We start from the raw sequence: 17,444 nt of genomic DNA, 5'->3' as shown, positions 1-17,444 counted from the left end.
CGGGGGACATCTGTGCATCGCGTGTGCACAACTTCCGGTCGTCCACAGATGGGGCGGGTTGTCCACGGCCTCCGCCCACAGGCCCGGTGGACAAAAAAGCAGCCCTGACCTGCGCTGGAACCGGTTATCCACGGTATCCACACCCCCTATTACTACGACCACGTAGAGATACCGGGGAAGCAAGATCGAATCGGCGCCTGTGCACAACTTCGCCTCGGAGCGCTCGACACCGGAAAGCTCGGCTTGACCCCAAGCCGCACTTGTTGTCGGTGGTGTGCGTCAGACTGTTCTCCGGCAGATGGCCATGAGACGAGAGACGGCCAGGCACAGACGGCCAGCAACAGCAGGAGGCGGTTCCGGTGAAGTTCCGGGTGGAACGCGACGTACTCGCGGAGGCAGTGGCCTGGGCAGCCCGCAGTCTCCCGGCCCGCCCACCGGCGCCTGTCCTGGCCGGTCTGCTGCTGAAGGCCGAGGACGGGCAGCTGAGCCTGTCCGCCTTCGACTACGAGGTCTCGGCGCGGGTCTCGGTGGAGGCGGAGGTCGACGAAGAGGGCACCGTCCTGGTCTCCGGCCGGCTGCTCGCCGACATCTCGCGCGCACTTCCCAACAGGCCTGTGGAAATCTCCACCGACGGGGTGCGGGTGACCGTGGTGTGCGGTAGCTCGCGATTCACACTCCACACCCTGCCTGTGGAGGAGTACCCGGCGCTGCCCGCGATGCCGACCGCCTCCGGCACCGTGCCCGGCGAGATCTTCGCCGCCGCCGTCTCCCAGGTCGCCATCGCCGCCGGACGCGATGACACGCTGCCGGTGCTGACCGGCGTACGGATCGAGATCGAGGGCGACACGGTCACCCTGGCCGCCACCGACCGCTACCGCTTCGCGGTCCGCGAGTTCCTGTGGAAGCCGGAGACCCCGGACCTGTCCGCCGTCGCGCTGGTCCCCGCCAAGACCCTGCTGGACACCGCAAAGGCGCTGACCAGCGGTGACACCGTGGCGATCGCGCTGGCCGGATCCGGTGCCGGGGAGGGCCTGATCGGCTTCGAGGGCGCCGGGCGCCGCACCACCACGCGGCTGCTGGAGGGCGACCTGCCGAAGTACCGGACGCTGTTCCCGACCGAGTTCGCGTCGGTGGCGGTCATCGAGACCGCGCCGTTCGTCGAGGCCGTCAAGCGCGTCGCGCTGGTGGCCGAGCGGAACACGCCGATCCGGCTGAGCTTCACCGACAGCGTACTGACCCTGGAAGCCGGGTCCAGCGACGATGCACAGGCTGTGGAGCGGGTCGACGCCCAGCTGGAGGGCGACGACATCTCCATCGCCTTCAACCCGACCTTCCTGCTCGACGGCCTGAGCGCCATCGACTCGCCGGTCGCCCAGCTCTCCTTCACCACATCGACCAAGCCCGCCCTGCTCAGCGGCAAGCCCGCGCTCGACGCGGAGGCGGTCGAGGCCTACAAGTACCTGATCATGCCGGTCCGCCTGTCCGGGTGACCCCGGCGGGACGGCGGCCGGCCGGCCGCCGCGCCCCGGCCACCGGCCCGAGGGGACCTGCAGCCTTGCCCTGCGACACCGAGGACAAGGGACCGAAGCCCCGGCGCCGACCAGAACCGGAGTACCGCCCCGGTCCGCGTTCAGGGCCCGGGGCTAGGCTCGGGACTAGGTCAGGCACGCTTTGAACGAAGGATCTGTGATGGAGCTCGGTCTCATCGGTCTCGGCAAGATGGGCGGCAACATGCGCGAGCGCATCCGCCGCGCCGGCCACACCGTCATCGGCTACGACCGCAACCCGGACCTCGCCGATGTCCCCAGCCTCAAGGCTCTGGTGGACAAGCTGCAGGGCCCCCGCGTCGTATGGGTGATGGTCCCGGCAGGGGAGCCCACCCAGGCGACGATCGACGAGCTGGCCGACCTGCTGTCCCCCGGTGATGTGGTCGTCGACGGCGGCAACTCGCGCTGGACGGATGACGAGAAGCACGCGAAGGAGCTGGCCGAGCGCGGCATCGGCTTCGTCGACTGCGGTGTCTCCGGTGGCATCTGGGGCCTGGAGTACGGCTACGCGCTGATGTACGGCGGCGACCCGGAGAACGTGGCCAAGGTCCAGCCGATCCTCGACGCGCTCAAGCCGGAGGGCGACTTCGGCGCGGTGCACGCGGGCAAGGTCGGCGCCGGCCACTTCGCCAAGATGGTCCACAACGGCATCGAGTACGCCATGATGCAGGCGTACGCCGAGGGCTGGGAGCTGCTGGAGGCCGTGGACTCGGTCACCGACGTCCGCGAGGTCTTCCGCTCCTGGCGCGAGGGCACCGTCATCCGTTCCTGGCTGCTCGACCTCGCGGTCAACGCGCTGGACCAGGACGAGCACCTGAACAATCTGCGCGGCTACGCGGAGGACTCCGGCGAGGGCCGGTGGACGGTCGAGGCGGCGATCAACCACGCGGTGCCGCTGCCCGCGATCACCGCGTCGCTGTTCGCCCGGTTCGCGTCGCGCCAGGACGACTCCCCGCAGATCAAGATGATCGCCGCGCTGCGCAACCAGTTCGGCGGCCACGCGGTCGAGACGCCGAACGTCTGATCAACAGCAGTCCAGCAGGGGCAGGGGAGGCCGGCGCGATCCGCGCCACAGCAACGCGATGTACGTAGCGCACCTTTCGCTCGCCGACTTCCGCTCCTACGCCCGGGTCGAGGTCCCGCTCGACCCGGGCGTCACGGCTTTTGTGGGCCCCAACGGCCAGGGCAAGACCAACTTGGTCGAGGCGGTCGGCTATCTCGCCACGCTCGGCAGCCACCGCGTCGCCTCGGACGCGCCGCTGGTACGGCTCGGCGCGGACCGGGCCGTGGTCCGCGCCTCCGTCGTGCACGGTGACCGCCAGCAGCTGGTCGAACTGGAGATCAACCCGGGCAAGGCCAACCGCGCCCGCATCAACCGCTCCTCGCAGGTCCGCCCACGCGATGTGCTGGGGATCGTGCGCACCGTGCTGTTCGCCCCCGAGGACCTGGCCCTGGTCAAGGGCGACCCGGGCGAACGCCGCCGCTTCCTCGACGAGTTGATCACCGCACGCTCCCCGCGGATGGCGGGCGTACGGCAGGACTACGACCGGGTGCTCAAGCAGCGCAACACCCTGCTGAAGTCCGCCGCGCTGGCGCGCCGGCACGGCGGACGTTCGGGGGCGGACCTGTCGACGCTTGACGTGTGGGACCAGCATCTGGCGCGCTCCGGCGCCGAGTTGCTCGCCCAGCGCCTGGACCTCATCGCGAGTCTGCAGCCGCTCGCCGACAAGGCGTACGAGCGGCTGGCCCCCGGCGGCGGCCCGGTCGGCTTCGAGTACCGGGGCTCGGCGGGCGAGGCGGACCAGGGCGCCACCACCCGCGAGGAACTGTACGAGGTGCTGCTGGCCGCCCTCGCCGAGGTGCGCGGGCAGGAGATCGAGCGCGGCGTCACGCTGGTCGGACCGCACCGCGACGACCTGCTGCTGACCCTGGGCCGAATGCCCGCGAAGGGGTACGCGAGCCACGGCGAGTCCTGGTCGTACGCGCTGGCGCTACGGCTGGCCTCGTACGACCTGCTGCGCGCGGAGGGCGGCGCGGGCGGAGAGCCGGTGCTGATCCTCGACGACGTCTTCGCCGAACTGGACGCCACCCGCCGCGACCGCCTCGCCGAACTGGTCGCCCCCGGTGAACAGGTGCTGGTGACGGCCGCGGTCGACGACGACGTGCCCGGTGTGCTGGCGGGCGGGCGGTTCACGGTGGCCGAGGGGACGGTGCAGCGGCGATGACCGAGCAGCAGCCGGAGGAACCGCAGCTGTCCGGGGTCGATCTGGCCCGGGTCGCACTGCGCGCCGCCAAGGAGCAGGCGCGCGCCCGGGGCGCCGCCGCCCAGCAGAAGCAGCAGGCGCGGCGCGGCGGCCTGCGCAGCGGGGCCCGCGCCGACGGGCGTGATCCGCTGCCGCTGGGCGCCGCGATCAGCCGGCTGATCACCGAGCGCGGCTGGGAGGCCCCGGCCGCGGTCGGCGGGGTGATGGGCCGCTGGCCGCAGATCGTCGGCGAGGACCTGGCCAAGCACTGTGAGCCGCAGCGGTACGACGAGGAGGAGAAGGTCCTCACCGTACGGTGCGACTCCACGGCGTGGGCGACCCAACTGAGACTGCTCGCCCCGCAGTTGGTGGCCCGGCTCAATGCGGACCTGGGCCACGGCACCGTAAAGTTGATCAAGGTGCTGGGGCCGTCCGGTCCCGCCCGTTCGTACGGGCGGCTGCGGGCCCCGGGCAGCACGGGTCCGGGGGACACCTATGGGTGAGGTGTGTCACATTCGGCGCCCGTCGCTGAGCCGGTGCTCAAAGTAACCACCCCGAAGCCCTGAGCGCCGTTGTGAGCGTCTCAGAGCCCAGGTCCGCGTATGGGGAGTCGGCGCAAGGTCCCATCGGGCGGCACATGCGAACTCAGGTACCGCCAAACCCCCATCTATGTCACCGCTACCGGTAGACTGGGGGACAACCGCCCACCCCTCGCCTCCGGCAGGGGGAACCCCAGCGGAACATGTCGAACGACGCAGCCGCTCCTGCACGCACGGAGTCGGCTCGTGCTGTGCCAGAAAGGGCGCTTCGTGGCCGATTCCGGCAACCCCAACGAGAACCACACATCCACAGCGGGCTCCGACGCGGCGCCGGGAGGCGCGTCGTACGACGCCAGCGCGATCACCGTCCTCGAAGGCCTCGACGCGGTCCGCAAGCGCCCCGGTATGTACATCGGCTCCACCGGCGAGCGTGGTCTTCACCACCTCGTCCAAGAGGTGGTCGACAATTCCGTCGACGAGGCGATGGCCGGGCACGCCGACACCATCGACGTGACGATCCTGCCGGACGGCGGGGTGCGCGTGGTGGACAACGGCCGCGGTATCCCGGTGGGCATCATCCCCTCGGAGGGTAAGCCCGCCGTCGAGGTCGTGCTCACCGTGCTGCACGCGGGCGGCAAGTTCGGCGGCGGCGGCTACGCGGTCTCCGGCGGTCTGCACGGCGTGGGCGTATCGGTCGTGAACGCGCTGTCGACCAAGGTGTCGGTCGACGTCAAGACGGACGGCTACCGCTGGACGCAGGACTACAAGCTGGGTGTGCCGACCGCGCCGCTGGCCAAGAACGAGGCCACCGAGGAAACCGGCACCACGGTGACGTTCTGGGCGGACCCGGACATCTTCGAGACCACCGAGTACTCCTTCGAGACGCTTTCCCGGCGCTTCCAGGAGATGGCCTTCCTCAACAAGGGCCTGAGCATCTCGCTGACCGACGAGCGCGCCGAGCACGTGGACGAGGACGGCAAGCCGCTGTCGGTCCGGTACCACTACGACGGCGGCATCGTCGACTTCGTGACGTACCTCAACTCCCGCAAGGGCGAGGTGGTTCACCCCTCGGTGATCGACATCGAGGCCGAGGACAAGGAGCGGATGCTCTCCCTCGAGGTCGCGATGCAGTGGAACACCCAGTACACCGAGGGTGTCTACTCCTTCGCGAACACCATCCACACCCACGAGGGCGGTACCCACGAGGAGGGCTTCCGCGCCGCGCTGACCGGCCTGGTCAACCGTTACGCCAGGGACAAGAAGCTGCTGCGTGAGAAGGACGACAACCTCAGCGGTGAGGACATCCGCGAGGGTCTGACCGCGATCATCTCGGTCAAGCTGGGCGAGCCGCAGTTCGAGGGCCAGACCAAGACCAAGCTGGGCAACACCGAGGCCAAGACCTTCGTCCAGAAGGTGGTCAACGAGCACCTCAGCGACTGGTTGGACCGCAACCCGAACGAGGCCGCGGACATCATCCGCAAGTCCATCCAGGCCGCGACGGCCCGCGTCGCCGCCCGCAAGGCGCGCGACCTGACCCGCCGCAAGGGCCTGCTGGAGACCGCGTCGCTGCCGGGCAAGCTCAGCGACTGCCAGTCCAACGACCCGGCGAAGTGCGAGATCTTCATCGTCGAGGGTGACTCCGCGGGTGGCTCGGCCAAGTCCGGCCGCAACCCCGAGTACCAGGCGATCCTCCCGATCCGCGGCAAGATCCTCAACGTGGAGAAGGCCAGGATCGACAAGATCCTGCAGAACCAGGAGATCCAGGCGCTGATCTCGGCCTTCGGCACGGGTGTGCACGAGGACTTCGACATCTCCAGGCTCCGCTACCACAAGATCATCTTGATGGCGGACGCCGATGTCGACGGTCAGCACATCAACACCCTGCTGCTGACCTTCCTGTTCCGCTTCATGCGTCCGCTGGTCGAGGCCGGGCATGTGTACCTCTCCCGTCCGCCGCTCTACAAGATCAAGTGGGGCAAGGACGACTTCGAGTACGCCTACTCCGACCGCGAGCGCGACGCCCTGATCGAACTCGGGCGGCAGCGGGGCAAGCGCACCAAGGACGACTCCGTACAGCGCTTCAAGGGCCTCGGTGAGATGAACGCCGAGGAACTGCGGGTCACCACCATGGACGTGGACCACCGGGTGCTCGGCCAGGTCTCCCTGGACGACGCGGCCCAGGCGGACGACCTGTTCTCGGTGCTGATGGGCGAGGACGTCGAGGCGCGGCGCTCGTTCATCCAGCGCAACGCCAAGGACGTCCGCTTCCTCGACATCTGAGTCGAGTCGGCCCCCGAACTGCCTGTAGCGCGAAAGGATTTGACCAGCAATGGCCGACGAGACCCCCATCACTCCTGAGGGTTCCCCGACCCCCGTCACGCCCGAGGGCGGACCCGCCGCCGTCGAAGGCGTCGGGCTTCGCGTCGAGCCCGTCGGGCTTGAGACGGAGATGCAGCGCAGCTATCTCGACTACGCGATGAGCGTGATCGTCAGCCGCGCCCTGCCCGACGTACGCGACGGCCTCAAGCCGGTGCACCGCCGTGTGCTCTACGCGATGTACGACGGCGGGTACCGGCCGGAGAAGGGCTTCTACAAGTGCGCCCGTGTCGTCGGTGACGTCATGGGTACGTACCACCCGCACGGTGACGCCTCGATCTACGACGCCCTGGTGCGGCTCGCGCAGCCGTGGGCGATGCGGATGCCGCTGGTCGACTCCAACGGCAACTTCGGCTCTCCGGGCAACGACCCCGCGGCCGCCATGCGCTACACCGAGTGCAAGATGGCCCCGCTGTCGATGGAGATGGTCCGGGACATCGACGAGGACACCGTCGACTTCCAGGACAACTACGACGGCCGCAACCAGGAGCCGACGGTCCTGCCGTCCCGGTTCCCGAACCTGCTGATCAACGGCTCCGCCGGTATCGCGGTCGGCATGGCCACCAACATCCCGCCGCACAACCTGCGCGAGGTGGCCGACGGCGCCCAGTGGTACCTGGCCAACCCGAACGCCTCCAACGAGGAGCTGCTCGAAGCCCTCATCGAGCGGATCAAGGGTCCGGACTTCCCGACCGGCGCGCTGGTCGTCGGCCGCCGCGGCATCGAGGAGGCGTACCGCACCGGGCGCGGCTCCATCACCATGCGCGCGGTGGTCGAGGTCGAGGAGATCCAGAACCGCCAGTGCCTGGTGGTCACCGAGCTTCCGTACCAGACCAACCCGGACAACCTGGCGCAGAAGATCGCCGACCTGGTGAAGGACGGCAAGATCGGCGGCATCGCCGACGTACGCGACGAGACCTCGTCGCGTACCGGTCAGCGCCTGGTCATCGTGCTGAAGCGGGACGCGGTCGCCAAGGTCGTGCTCAACAACCTCTACAAGCACACCGATCTGCAGACCAACTTCGGCGCCAACATGCTGGCGCTGGTGGACGGGGTGCCGCGCACGCTCTCGCTGGACGCGTTCATCCGCCACTGGGTGACGCACCAGATCGAGGTCATCGTCCGGCGCACCAAGTTCCGGCTGCGCAAGGCCGAGGAGCGGGCGCACATCCTGCGCGGTCTGCTCAAGGCGCTGGACGCGATCGACGAGGTCATCGCGCTGATCCGGCGCAGCGACACGGTCGAGATCGCGCGTGAGGGCCTGATGGGCCTGCTGGAGATCGACGAGATCCAGGCCAACGCGATCCTGGAGATGCAGCTGCGCCGGCTGGCCGCCCTGGAGCGCCAGAAGATCGTCGCCGAGCACGACGACCTGCAGGCGAAGATCAACGAGTACAACGCGATCCTGGTCTCCCCCGAGCGGCAGCGCGGCATCATCAGCGAGGAGCTGACCGCGCTGGTGGAGAAGTTCGGCGACGACCGCCGCAGCAAGCTGGTGCCGTTCGACGGCGACATGTCCATCGAGGACCTGATCGCCGAGGAGGACATCGTCGTCACGATCACCCGTGGCGGCTACGTCAAGCGCACCAAGACCGAGCACTACCGCTCGCAGAAGCGCGGCGGCAAGGGCGTGCGGGGTACCCAGCTGAAGCAGGACGACATCGTCGACCACTTCTTCGTCACCACCACCCACCACTGGCTGCTGTTCTTCACCAACAAGGGCCGGGTCTACCGGGCCAAGGCGTACGAGCTGCCGGACGCCGGACGTGACGCGCGCGGCCAGCACGTGGCCAACCTGCTGGCGTTCCAGCCGGACGAGCACATCGCCCAGGTCATGGCGATCCGCAACTACGAGGCGGCGCCCTACCTGGTGCTGGCCACCAAGTCGGGTCTGGTGAAGAAGACCCCGCTGAAGGACTACGACTCGCCGCGCTCCGGCGGCGTCATCGCGATCAACCTCCGCGAGATGGCGGACGGCCGCGAGGACGAGCTGATCGGCGCCGAGCTGGTGGGTCCGGAGGACGATCTGCTGCTGATCAGCCGCAAGGCGCAGTCCATCCGGTTCACCGCCACCGACGACGCGCTGCGGCCCATGGGCCGGGCCACCTCCGGTGTGAAGGGCATGAGTTTCCGTGAAGGTGACGAACTGCTCTCGATGAATGTGGTGCGGGCGGGTACGTTCGTCTTCACCGCCACCGACGGTGGGTACGCCAAGCGCACCCCGGTGGACGAGTACCGGGTCCAGGGCCGTGGCGGCCTCGGCATCAAGGCCGCCAAGATCGTGGAGGACCGGGGCTCGCTGGTCGGCGCGCTGGTGGTCGAGGAGACCGATGAGATCCTCGCCATCACGCTCGGTGGCGGTGTGATCCGTACGCGGGTCAGCGGGGTCAGGGAGACGGGCCGTGACACCATGGGCGTCCAACTGATCAACCTGGGCAAGCGGGACGCCGTGGTCGGCATCGCCCGCAACGCCGAGGCGGGCGAGGAAGCCGATGAGGTCGATGAGGTCGACGCCCAGGCAGCCGAGAGTGCCGTGGGCACCGAGTCCACGGTCAACGAGCCGGAGGAGTAAACCGTGAGTGGAGCCACGGGCGCTGCCGCGGGCGGCGCAGGGGCGGACGGACGGCCGGGAGCCGCCACCGAGGCCGCCCCGGTAGGCGGTGCCCGTGGCTCCGCCGCGGACGGCACGGGGACGCAGGCGGGCCGGGCGCACCCGGCCCAGCCGCACCACCCGCCGCAGGCCTACCAGCCGCCGCAGGGCGTCGCCGGACTGCCCGTACAGGGCGGTGTGCGCAAGCCGCGCCCGGCGGCCGTCCGGGCTACGCCGCGCACCCGCAGCGCCCGGCTGCGGGTCTCCAAGGCCGACCCCTGGTCGGTGATGAAGGTCAGCTTCCTGTTCTCCATCGCGCTCGGCGTCTGCACGATCGTCGCGGTGTCCGTGCTGTGGATGGTGCTGGACGCGCTGGGCGTCTTCTCCACGGTCGGCGGCACGATCAGCGAGGCGACCGGCTCGGGCCAGCAGCACGGCTTCGACCTGCAGTCCTTCCTGTCGCTCTCGCATGTCGTCGCGTTCACTTCGGTCATCGCGGTGATCGACGTGGTGCTGATGACGGCGCTGGCCACGCTGGGCTCGTTCCTCTACAACCTGACGGCGGGCTTCGTCGGCGGTGTGGAGCTCACCCTCGCCGAGGACGAGTAACCGCCCTCCGCTATCGATTTTGGGACAGCGCCACCTGTGCGCTAATCTTTCGGTGCAGCGCGGGGCTATAGCTCAGACGGTTAGAGCGCTTCCCTGATAAGGAAGAGGCCACAGGTTCAAGTCCTGTTAGCCCCACCAGCGCGAAGGGGCCGGCCACTCAATCGAGTGGCCGGCCCCTTCGGCTTGTCGCTGACGGGAGTTGACCGAGTCGAGCCTAGGTCACCGTTCTATATCAACCGGTGTGTATCATCGGGCCCATCGGAGGACTCCCAACGTAAGAAGGACGAGGTCGCGCGGTGAAGAAGTTTCTCCTGGTCGCACTGGCCGCCATCGGCGGGCTCCTCGTGTACCGCCAGATCCAGGCGGACCGCGCCGAGCAGGACCTGTGGACGGAGGCGACCGACTCCGTACCGGCAGGTTCCGGCACGAGCGCCTGAGCCCCGTAGTCGTAGTCTCAGCCGGGCCCCGACCGCCTCGCGGTCGGGGCTTCGCTATTGAACTCACTATTGAATTCGCATACGCACATCAATATCTTCGCGTAAGCAAAGATCGAGGGGTGGGGCGTGGCAAGGGACCGGCTAGGCATCCTGGCGGCGCTCGCGGTGTCGGTGGCCCTTGTGCTGCCGGGCGCGAGCGCGGTGGCGGACACGTCCGGTACGGCCTGGGTGCCACACGGTGAACGGATCGCCGGAACGGCGAAGAGCAGCACCGCACCGCAGTTGACGGCCGGACACACCTACCGGGACACCCTCGCCAAGGGCGGCACCAAGTACTACGCCGTACGGCTGGACGCCCTGTCCTCCGCCTATCTGTCGGTCTTCGCGCTGCCCCCGCACGGCAGCAGGGTCGGCTTCCTGGACGGCGTCAGCCTGAAGTTACTCGGCAGGGACGGGACCGAGTGCGACGCGTACGACGCGCAGTTCGGCGCGGACGGCGCGATGCAACCGGTGGGCGGCGCGGTACTGCGCACCATCAAGCTGGACGCCACCTGCCAGCAGGCCGGTGACTACCTGCTGTCCGTCCAGCGCGTCAGCGCGACCGCGTCCAGCACCGAGGACTGGCCGCTGGACATCCGGTATATGTCCGAGCCCCCGGTGAGCGGGGTGGGCTCCGGGCCCGTCCAGAGCTATGAAACGGCAAAACCCCCGGAGGTCAGCGGCTCGCCCAGGCCGGTGGTGGGCGACCCGGACATGGACGGCGGCGGCGCCCGGCTGCCCGGGACCGGGGTGTACCAGGACCATCTGGCGCCCGGTGAAACGCACTTCTACCGGGTGCCGGTCGACTGGGGCCAACGGCTCACCAGCACCGCCGAGTTCGCCAACGCCGACAAGTCCGGCAGCGGCTTCTCCGCCAGTGGGGTCCGCCTCGTGATGTACAACCCGGCGCGCGGACATGTGAGCGGCGCCGATGCCTCGTACAGCGGCGCCCAGGCTGCGGTTACCGCCCAGACGCCCACGGTGGACTATCTCAACCGGGAGTCCGCGGATGTCAGGATCAACTCCGCGCCGGTGGCAGGCTGGTACTACGTGCAGCTGAGCCTGCACCCTGATGTCGCGCGGTACACCACCGGCGGCGTGGACGTCACCCTGCGGCTCGCCGTGACCGGCACCCGGCAGCCCGGCCCCCGGTACTCGGGAGACGCCGCCAAGGCCGGATTCGGAGTCACCGCGAGCGCGGCGGCGGGCGGCGACGGCGCCGGTGCCCCGAACCGCATGCTGCTCGCCGTCGGCTACGGCGGACTGGGGACGGGCACCCTGCTGGTGGCCGGTCTCGCCGTGTGGGCGCTACGGGCCCGCAGAAGGTGACGTCCGCTACGCCGCGGTGAGCGCCCAGATGCCCACCGCGAAGCAGAGCACCGCGACCACCAGCACCGGCACCACGACCCTGGCCCTGGGGCCGGGGGCCCTGCGGACCGGTGCCGGTTCGTCGGCCACCGGCACCGAGGTGTACGGCCGGGTGGCCCCGGCGAGCGGCCCGGCCGCCGAGGCCGCGGGCTGCCGCGGGACGGCTCCGCTCGCGGTACGGACCCGGGCCTGCGGTGCGGGCAGCCGGAAGCCGCCGCTCTCGGGGAACTCCTCGGTCTCGACGATTCGTGGGGCGGCCCGGATCGGACCGTCCGGGCCGAAGCCCTCGGGCAGCGGCCCGAGTTGGTCGAAGACCTCGATGGGTTCGTCGTCGATGTCCGGCTCGGGCAGCAGCTCCACGGCCGACGCCAACGCCTTGCGCGCACCCGTGGCGGTACGGAACCTGGCCTCCGGGTTCGGGTTCAGCAGCGTGGCGATGACCTGCCACAGCGGCTCCGGAACGCCCTGCGGGGCGTTCGGAACGCCGTACTCCAAGAACCGCTCGACCAGCGCCTGGGAATCCGGCTTGCGCCCGGTGAGCAGATAGAGGGCGACCAGGCCCACCGCGTAGAGATCCGCGGGGAAGTCCGGCTCGGCGCCCATCAGTTGCTCGGGAGCGAAGTAACCCGGAGTACCCACCACGTAGTTGGTGTCGGTGAGCCGTGGCTCGCCCTTGCGCATCGCGATGCCGAAGTCGGAGAGCCGCACATGCGGCCGACCCGTTCCGGTCGCCTCCAACAGGACGTTGGCGGGCTTGATGTCCCGGTGCACCACGCCCTCCGCGTGCACCGCGGTCAGCCCGGCCAGCAGTTGGTCGAGCAGCACGCACACATACCGTGGCGGCAGCGGCCCGTAGTCCCCGACCAGGTGCGCGAACGACCCGCCGCGCACCAGGTCCATGGTGAACAGCACCTTTTCGTCGTCGGCCGCCCAGCTGGCGGGGGCCAGCACATGCGGATGGTCGATCCGCAGTGCCTGCTCCCGGACGAAGCGCAGCAGCGAGTGCGCGTCGCCCTGCTGGAGCACCTTGGCCGCCACGTATCTGCGCCGCCGCAGATCCCAGGCCCGCCAGACCGCTCCCGCGCCGCCGCGCCCGATCGGGTCGACCAGTTCGTAGCGGCCCGCGAAAACCTCACCCATGCCGCGCGCCCCTCAGCCCTAGTGTTCAGTCCTGATGCGCCTCGAAGTGCGCCACCGCGTCGTCCGTGCGCCCCGCGCCGTACACACGAAGGAACTCTGCCAGTTGCGGATGGCTGTCGGCGAGGGCGCCTGCCGCGCCGAGCAGCTCGTCGGCGGAGCCGAGCGAGCGCAGCAACGACTGGATCTCCCGCACCACCCGGCGCGGCGACGGCGCCGGCCGGCCGCCCGTGGACTGCGTGGTGCTGCCCAGCAGCGCGGACCCGGCCGCCTCACGGATCTCCTCCATCCGGACGGCCGCCTCAGCGGCCGTCACCACACCGTCCGCCACCTGCGCGGACAGCTCCCGCAGCAGCTGCAACCGCTGCACCACCGCCGGATTGCCGATCTTCGCCCGCTGCCCGCTCATCAACTGCGACAGCATGGGCGCGGACAGCCCGAGGACCGAGGCGAGCCGCGCCTGGTTCAGCCCGAGGTCCCCGATCAGCCGCCGGAACAGATCCCCCAGCGGTTCCCCGTACCACTCACGTTGCTGCTCCTGGGCCCGCACGGCGGCGTCCTGCGGCGGCGAGGTGTCCATCCCAGCTCCTGTTTGCGGCTGCGAATACAGCAAAACCATCCTACGGAGCCCGGCCCACCCCCGCTCCGGTCAAAACCGTGTACATGATTCCCCCGATCACCCGGTACCCTGGTCTGCGGCGTGCTCCGCCGCACGCCGAGGGGCCTTAGCTCAGTTGGTAGAGCGCTGTCTTTGCATGGCAGATGTCAGGGGTTCGACTCCCCTAGGCTCCACGCGGTAAATGCCCTCTGAACTTCGGAAACGTGGTTTGGAGGGCATTTTGGTGCGCACACGGTGCGCACATGGGGCGGGGGAGCGAGGGGGAGAGCCCTTGGGTTTCAAGGGTCCTGCGTGATTGGTGCTCCCCTGCTGTTCCCCTGGCATTCCCCCGGTCGCGCGCGAGGAGAGGCCTGGTCCGGTTCGCTGTGTGTGGCGGCTGTGACCGTACGGATCGGGTGGTAGGGCGCGATCGCGCGTGGCGGCAGCAGGACGCGGTGGCGGCGGGGCACAGTCGCTGGCCGATCACTTTTGGTGCTGGGCTGACGAACGGTCACTGTCCATACTGAAAGCGGCCCGGGTCACCCGGCCAGGAGGGCACGCTTGCGCAGGAGGTCGATACCGGCCCGGCCGAACATCTGCCGCTTCAACATCTTGATCCGGTTCACCTGTTCCTCCACCGCACCCGAGCTGAACGGCGACACCAGCGGCATCCGGTCAGACCCGGAGATCAGCTCCCGACGCGTCGCCGATCCTGTGAGCACGCTCGCCCGTGGCAACGCTCATGCTGGCGGGCCGGGCTGGCGCCCAGTTGGCTGCGGTCTTCGAAGCCGCCGCAAGCCGCTCCACCCTGCTCCGGCTGATCCGTTCACTGCCCGATCCGCCACCGTCCACGCCCCGCGTCCTTGGCGTGGACGACTTCGCCCTGCGCAAAGGCCACGTCTACGCACGGCGCCTTGGGGAACGACACGTCGTCGATCACCCACACCGCGGCATCGACCACAGGCACTGTCTTGGCGACCACCGCCCGCAACACCGCGGTGTGGACGCACGGCGGTTGGTTCACGAACTGCTGCAAGGACCGCATGTCGCCATCCGGCAGCCGCTCAGCCCTCTGCTGGATCGACGTTCTGCGACCACTCGCGAGGCATGCACCCGGCCGGCATCGACGACGACCGCGTTGGGGTCCATCCACCGTCCCTGGCTCTCCCGATCTCGCCGGCGCCGCAGGTCGTGGAGGTTTTCGGTGAAGTGAAGCCATGGCTGCGCAAACGGGCAAGGCAGCACGTACCACAAGGCAAAAGCACTGACTATTACATGGCGGGTGTGGCGGGAAAAGGGGGTCGGATACCGCACTGGCAGCCGGTCCGGGCCGAATCGCAGGTCGAGTTGAAGATCTCCCGCGCCTCGTGCCCAGCTTCGTTCCCGTCGGCCGACGAATGCCGTGCCTCCCAGATCAACCCCCAGGCCGTATAAGCTCCCATGCTTCATCCGGCAGGTCGCTCGGGTACGGCTTCCGCTTGCCCACGTCCACCGGCATGCCGCGGCCACGGCCAACCGCAAGCCCGAAAACCGGCCAACCTGGAGAGGGCTCCGTTGGCCGATCTGCGACTGGCCCTGTAACGGCCCTTGCAGCACAGTGGATCAAGCCAAAGCACCGGGGACATTGTGGCTTCTCTTTCGGAAGACCGGATTTCCTGCAGGGATCTGTCTGCCTTCGCCGAGGAAGAGGCACATGCATTCCTTTGGTTTTGACTGAGCCGCACCTCGGCTCTTCATGGCATTCCGTCAGAATGCCCGTCACCACGGCAGCAGCTGATGGTGGTCGCACCCGGTCGACGGCGTCGGTAGAAGACTAATCCAGTGGATCGTGCGTCAATCCCTGCAATTTTTGGCCACGCTTCAAACCTGCGTGAAATGGGAAACAATATGACGGCAAGCACTGCAACCGCAATTCACGACAAGGTCACCGCGCTCATGGACGAGCTCGAGCGACACGTCGTCTACGACAACGACTACTTCAAGCTCCTCGAAAAGACGCCGTGGAACAGCCAGACCTACGACTTCCACCGGGCGAACTTCTTCCAGCGGACCGAGGGCACGGTCAAGGGCATCGCTTACGTGTGCGCCCAGGCGGCCGCCAACGATGACCGTGACACGCTGGTCCTGTTCTCCTACATCCTCAACGAGGAAGCCGGGAACGGCCAGGCTGCCGCCTGCCACGAGGTACTGATGGAGAACGCCCACAACCGGCACGGCCAGGTCGAGTTCGGCCTCCCGCCGCTGCTCGTGAAGGAGGCGCGCAACAGCAGCCTGGTCATCCCCGAGACGCTGGCCTACCGGGAGCGCACCCGGGAGCTGATCGGCGCCAACTACCACCGCATGCTGGGCGTCGCGATGGCCCTGGAGTCCCACGCCGACAAAATGCTGCAAGTGTGCCGTACGGCGTTCCGCAACAGCAACAACGAGCTGCCCAAGTCCGAGTTCGTCGACAACGTGGAGATCTACTTCAACGTCCACGTCGGCCAGGAGGGCGTCGAGGAACGCCATGCCGCCGATGCGAGGAAGTGCGTCCTGAACAACTGCCGTACCGAGGCGGACGTGGCTGAGATCGCCCATGGCGCGACAGAGACCCTGAACATACAGCTGGAGATGTGGAACGCCATGTACAAGGCCGTCACGAGCTGAATTCTGTAACCGGAGAGAGGGAGCTCGTACGACTGTGCAGAAAACTCGTGGCATTTCGAATGCCGTCCTGAGCATTCCGGAGTCGGCAACTCACGGGACCGCGGCGAAGCTTGTCACGCTCAATCGCGAACTCGCCGAGGGCGACCAGATCGTCGACCTCAGCATTGGTGCGCTGGACACGCCGACCGACCCCCGGATCGACCGAGGCGTAGTCGAGTTCATTCAGACGCAGTCCGGCACGGTTCATGCGTTCGCGCCGGTCAGGGGATTTCCGTTCCTGCGCGAATCCATTGCGGCGCGCGTCACTCGGCTACACGGAATCGAGTACGATCCGGACACTGAAGTCATGGTCACCCCGGGCGGGGTGAAGGGTTCCATTTCGGTGACCTTCCATGCGTTGCTGGACCCGGGCGACGAGGTCGTGATCCCCGTCCCCAACTGGCCGCACTATGCGGACATGGTGCGGCTGCACGAAGCCATCCCGAAGACCGTCCTGGTCACAGCGCGCGATGGTTTGACAGCGCCGGCTCTCGAGGAAGCGATCTCGGAGCGAACCAAGATCGTCGTCCTTGGTGACTGCATCAACCCGACGGGCAAGGTCTACTCCACCGAGGAGTTGTCGGCGCTGGCCCACGTTGTGGCCCAACACAACGTGCGGCGCGAGTCCCGCGGCGAGAGCCCGATCTACGTCCTGTTCGACACTCCCTACGAGGCCCACATCCTGGGGGCCCGCGCCAAGACGTTCGCCGCCATCGACGTCCAGCTCGCCGACGGCAGCCACTGCTCGATGCGGCCGTGGACAGTGGCGGTGACCGGACCGGGCAAGACGTACGGCATGCACGGCGATCGGATCGGCTATCTGTGCGGTCCGGCGGACATCGTGGACGCGGCCGCGCGTGCGCAGGTCAACATCACGTCGTTCGCGTCCACCTACGGACAGATCGCGACCAACGTCGCGCTGCAGCCGGAGATGGATGCGGTGGCGACCTCCAGGGCGCGGGACGCGCGCACCAACCTTGAGGTCGTGCTGCGAGAGCTCGATGCGATCCCCTCGCTGCAGATCATCCCGCCCCAGGGGGGCTACTTCCTGTTCGCCGACCTGTCGAGGTACGCCGACGCCTACCAGAAGCACGGCTACGCTACGGCCGATCAGTTCCTGCTGGCCGAAGCAAGGGTCGCCACGATCTGCGGTAGTCATTTCGCGGAGGGCGAGCCGCTGGATCATTTCGTGCGGATCAACTGCGGCCGGACGAGATCGCTCCTGAGCGTAGCCGTCGCACGTATCAGGCGCGCCCTCACCGGCTTGGAGTCCTGA

Annotated in this window: 15 protein-coding genes, 2 tRNA genes and 1 pseudogene; 14 read left to right on the top strand and 4 right to left on the bottom strand. The window is 68.5% G+C overall.

The annotated features are described in order from the left end of the window. Nucleotides 1-359 precede the first annotated feature (359 nt). The 10 genes from dnaN (at nucleotide 360) to P2L57_RS25615 (ending at nucleotide 11,709) form a co-directional block, all read left to right on the top strand. Nucleotides 360-1,490 (top strand): DNA polymerase III subunit beta, encoded by a 1,131-nt coding sequence (gene dnaN / locus P2L57_RS25660; RefSeq protein ID WP_275818430.1) that lies wholly within the window; start codon nucleotides 360-362, stop codon nucleotides 1,488-1,490. Between the two features lie 199 nt (nucleotides 1,491-1,689). After that, the gene (gene gnd, locus P2L57_RS25655; RefSeq protein ID WP_275818429.1) at nucleotides 1,690-2,571 is read left to right on the top strand and encodes a phosphogluconate dehydrogenase (NAD(+)-dependent, decarboxylating); all 882 of its coding nucleotides are present in this window, start codon (nucleotides 1,690-1,692) and stop codon (nucleotides 2,569-2,571) included. Between the two features lie 58 nt (nucleotides 2,572-2,629). After that, on the top strand, nucleotides 2,630-3,772 hold the full coding sequence (recF, locus tag P2L57_RS25650) for a DNA replication/repair protein RecF (protein ID WP_275818428.1): 1,143 nt from the start codon (nucleotides 2,630-2,632) through the stop codon (nucleotides 3,770-3,772). Continuing rightward, nucleotides 3,769-4,293: a DciA family protein gene (locus tag P2L57_RS25645; protein ID WP_275818427.1), complete on the top strand. Its 525-nt coding sequence runs from the start codon at nucleotides 3,769-3,771 to the stop codon at nucleotides 4,291-4,293. The genes recF and P2L57_RS25645 overlap by 4 nt, the downstream gene beginning before the upstream one ends. Before the next feature lie 282 nt (nucleotides 4,294-4,575). Beyond that, nucleotides 4,576-6,609, top strand: a complete 2,034-nt coding sequence (gyrB, locus tag P2L57_RS25640) for a DNA topoisomerase (ATP-hydrolyzing) subunit B (RefSeq protein ID WP_275818426.1) — start codon at nucleotides 4,576-4,578, stop codon at nucleotides 6,607-6,609. A 49-nt stretch (nucleotides 6,610-6,658) separates the two neighbouring features. Further along, nucleotides 6,659-9,277, top strand: coding sequence for a DNA gyrase subunit A (gene gyrA, locus P2L57_RS25635; protein ID WP_275818425.1), 2,619 nt, complete (start codon nucleotides 6,659-6,661; stop codon nucleotides 9,275-9,277). 3 nt (nucleotides 9,278-9,280) lie between these two features. Continuing rightward, a complete protein-coding gene (locus tag P2L57_RS25630; protein ID WP_275818424.1) occupies nucleotides 9,281-9,904 on the top strand; it encodes a DUF3566 domain-containing protein in 624 nt (207 codons plus the stop codon). A gap of 61 nt (nucleotides 9,905-9,965) precedes the next feature. Next, nucleotides 9,966-10,042: transfer RNA gene (locus P2L57_RS25625), tRNA-Ile, on the top strand. A gap of 158 nt (nucleotides 10,043-10,200) precedes the next feature. Beyond that, a complete protein-coding gene (locus P2L57_RS25620) occupies nucleotides 10,201-10,341 on the top strand; it encodes a DLW-39 family protein (RefSeq protein WP_255926153.1) in 141 nt (46 codons plus the stop codon). A 126-nt stretch (nucleotides 10,342-10,467) separates the two neighbouring features. After that, nucleotides 10,468-11,709: a hypothetical protein gene (locus P2L57_RS25615; protein ID WP_275818423.1), complete on the top strand. Its 1,242-nt coding sequence runs from the start codon at nucleotides 10,468-10,470 to the stop codon at nucleotides 11,707-11,709. Nucleotides 11,710-11,715: 6 nt separating this feature from the next. On the opposite strand, the gene P2L57_RS25610 is transcribed toward P2L57_RS25615, so the two are convergent. Further along, a complete protein-coding gene (locus tag P2L57_RS25610; protein ID WP_275818422.1) occupies nucleotides 11,716-12,888 on the bottom strand; it encodes a serine/threonine-protein kinase in 1,173 nt (390 codons plus the stop codon). 25 nt (nucleotides 12,889-12,913) lie between these two features. Then, the gene (locus P2L57_RS25605) at nucleotides 12,914-13,465 is read right to left on the bottom strand and encodes a helix-turn-helix domain-containing protein (RefSeq protein ID WP_275818421.1); all 552 of its coding nucleotides are present in this window, start codon (nucleotides 13,463-13,465) and stop codon (nucleotides 12,914-12,916) included. Nucleotides 13,466-13,604: 139 nt separating this feature from the next. Between P2L57_RS25605 and P2L57_RS25600 the strand changes: the two genes are divergently transcribed. Next, nucleotides 13,605-13,677: transfer RNA gene (locus tag P2L57_RS25600), tRNA-Ala, on the top strand. Between the two features lie 345 nt (nucleotides 13,678-14,022). Here P2L57_RS25600 and P2L57_RS25595 read toward each other — a convergent pair. Then, nucleotides 14,023-14,205, bottom strand: a complete 183-nt coding sequence (locus tag P2L57_RS25595) for a hypothetical protein (RefSeq protein ID WP_275818514.1) — start codon at nucleotides 14,203-14,205, stop codon at nucleotides 14,023-14,025. A gap of 17 nt (nucleotides 14,206-14,222) precedes the next feature. Between P2L57_RS25595 and P2L57_RS41180 the strand changes: the two are divergent. Next, nucleotides 14,223-14,387 (top strand): annotated as a pseudogene (locus P2L57_RS41180) (ISL3 family transposase); the annotation flags it as partial. Here the strand turns inward: P2L57_RS41180 and P2L57_RS40885 are convergent. After that, a complete protein-coding gene (locus tag P2L57_RS40885) occupies nucleotides 14,310-14,702 on the bottom strand; it encodes a transposase (protein WP_372515912.1) in 393 nt (130 codons plus the stop codon). The pseudogene P2L57_RS41180 and the gene P2L57_RS40885 overlap by 78 nt on opposite strands. Before the next feature lie 716 nt (nucleotides 14,703-15,418). Between P2L57_RS40885 and P2L57_RS25585 the strand changes: the two genes are divergently transcribed. Both P2L57_RS25585 and P2L57_RS25580 read left to right on the top strand, forming a co-directional pair. Further along, nucleotides 15,419-16,129 carry an iron-containing redox enzyme family protein gene (locus P2L57_RS25585; protein WP_275818420.1) on the top strand — a complete coding sequence of 237 codons (711 nt, stop codon included), beginning with the start codon at nucleotides 15,419-15,421 and terminating at the stop codon, nucleotides 16,127-16,129. A gap of 34 nt (nucleotides 16,130-16,163) precedes the next feature. Then, nucleotides 16,164-17,444, top strand: coding sequence for a pyridoxal phosphate-dependent aminotransferase (locus tag P2L57_RS25580; protein WP_275818419.1), 1,281 nt, complete (start codon nucleotides 16,164-16,166; stop codon nucleotides 17,442-17,444).

Source organism: Streptantibioticus ferralitis (genome assembly GCF_029223525.1).
Taxonomy (GTDB): Bacteria; Actinomycetota; Actinomycetes; order Streptomycetales; family Streptomycetaceae; genus Streptantibioticus_A; species Streptantibioticus_A ferralitis.
The sequence above is the reverse complement of the archived record's forward strand: the minus strand, read 5'-3'. Positions and strand labels throughout refer to the sequence as shown.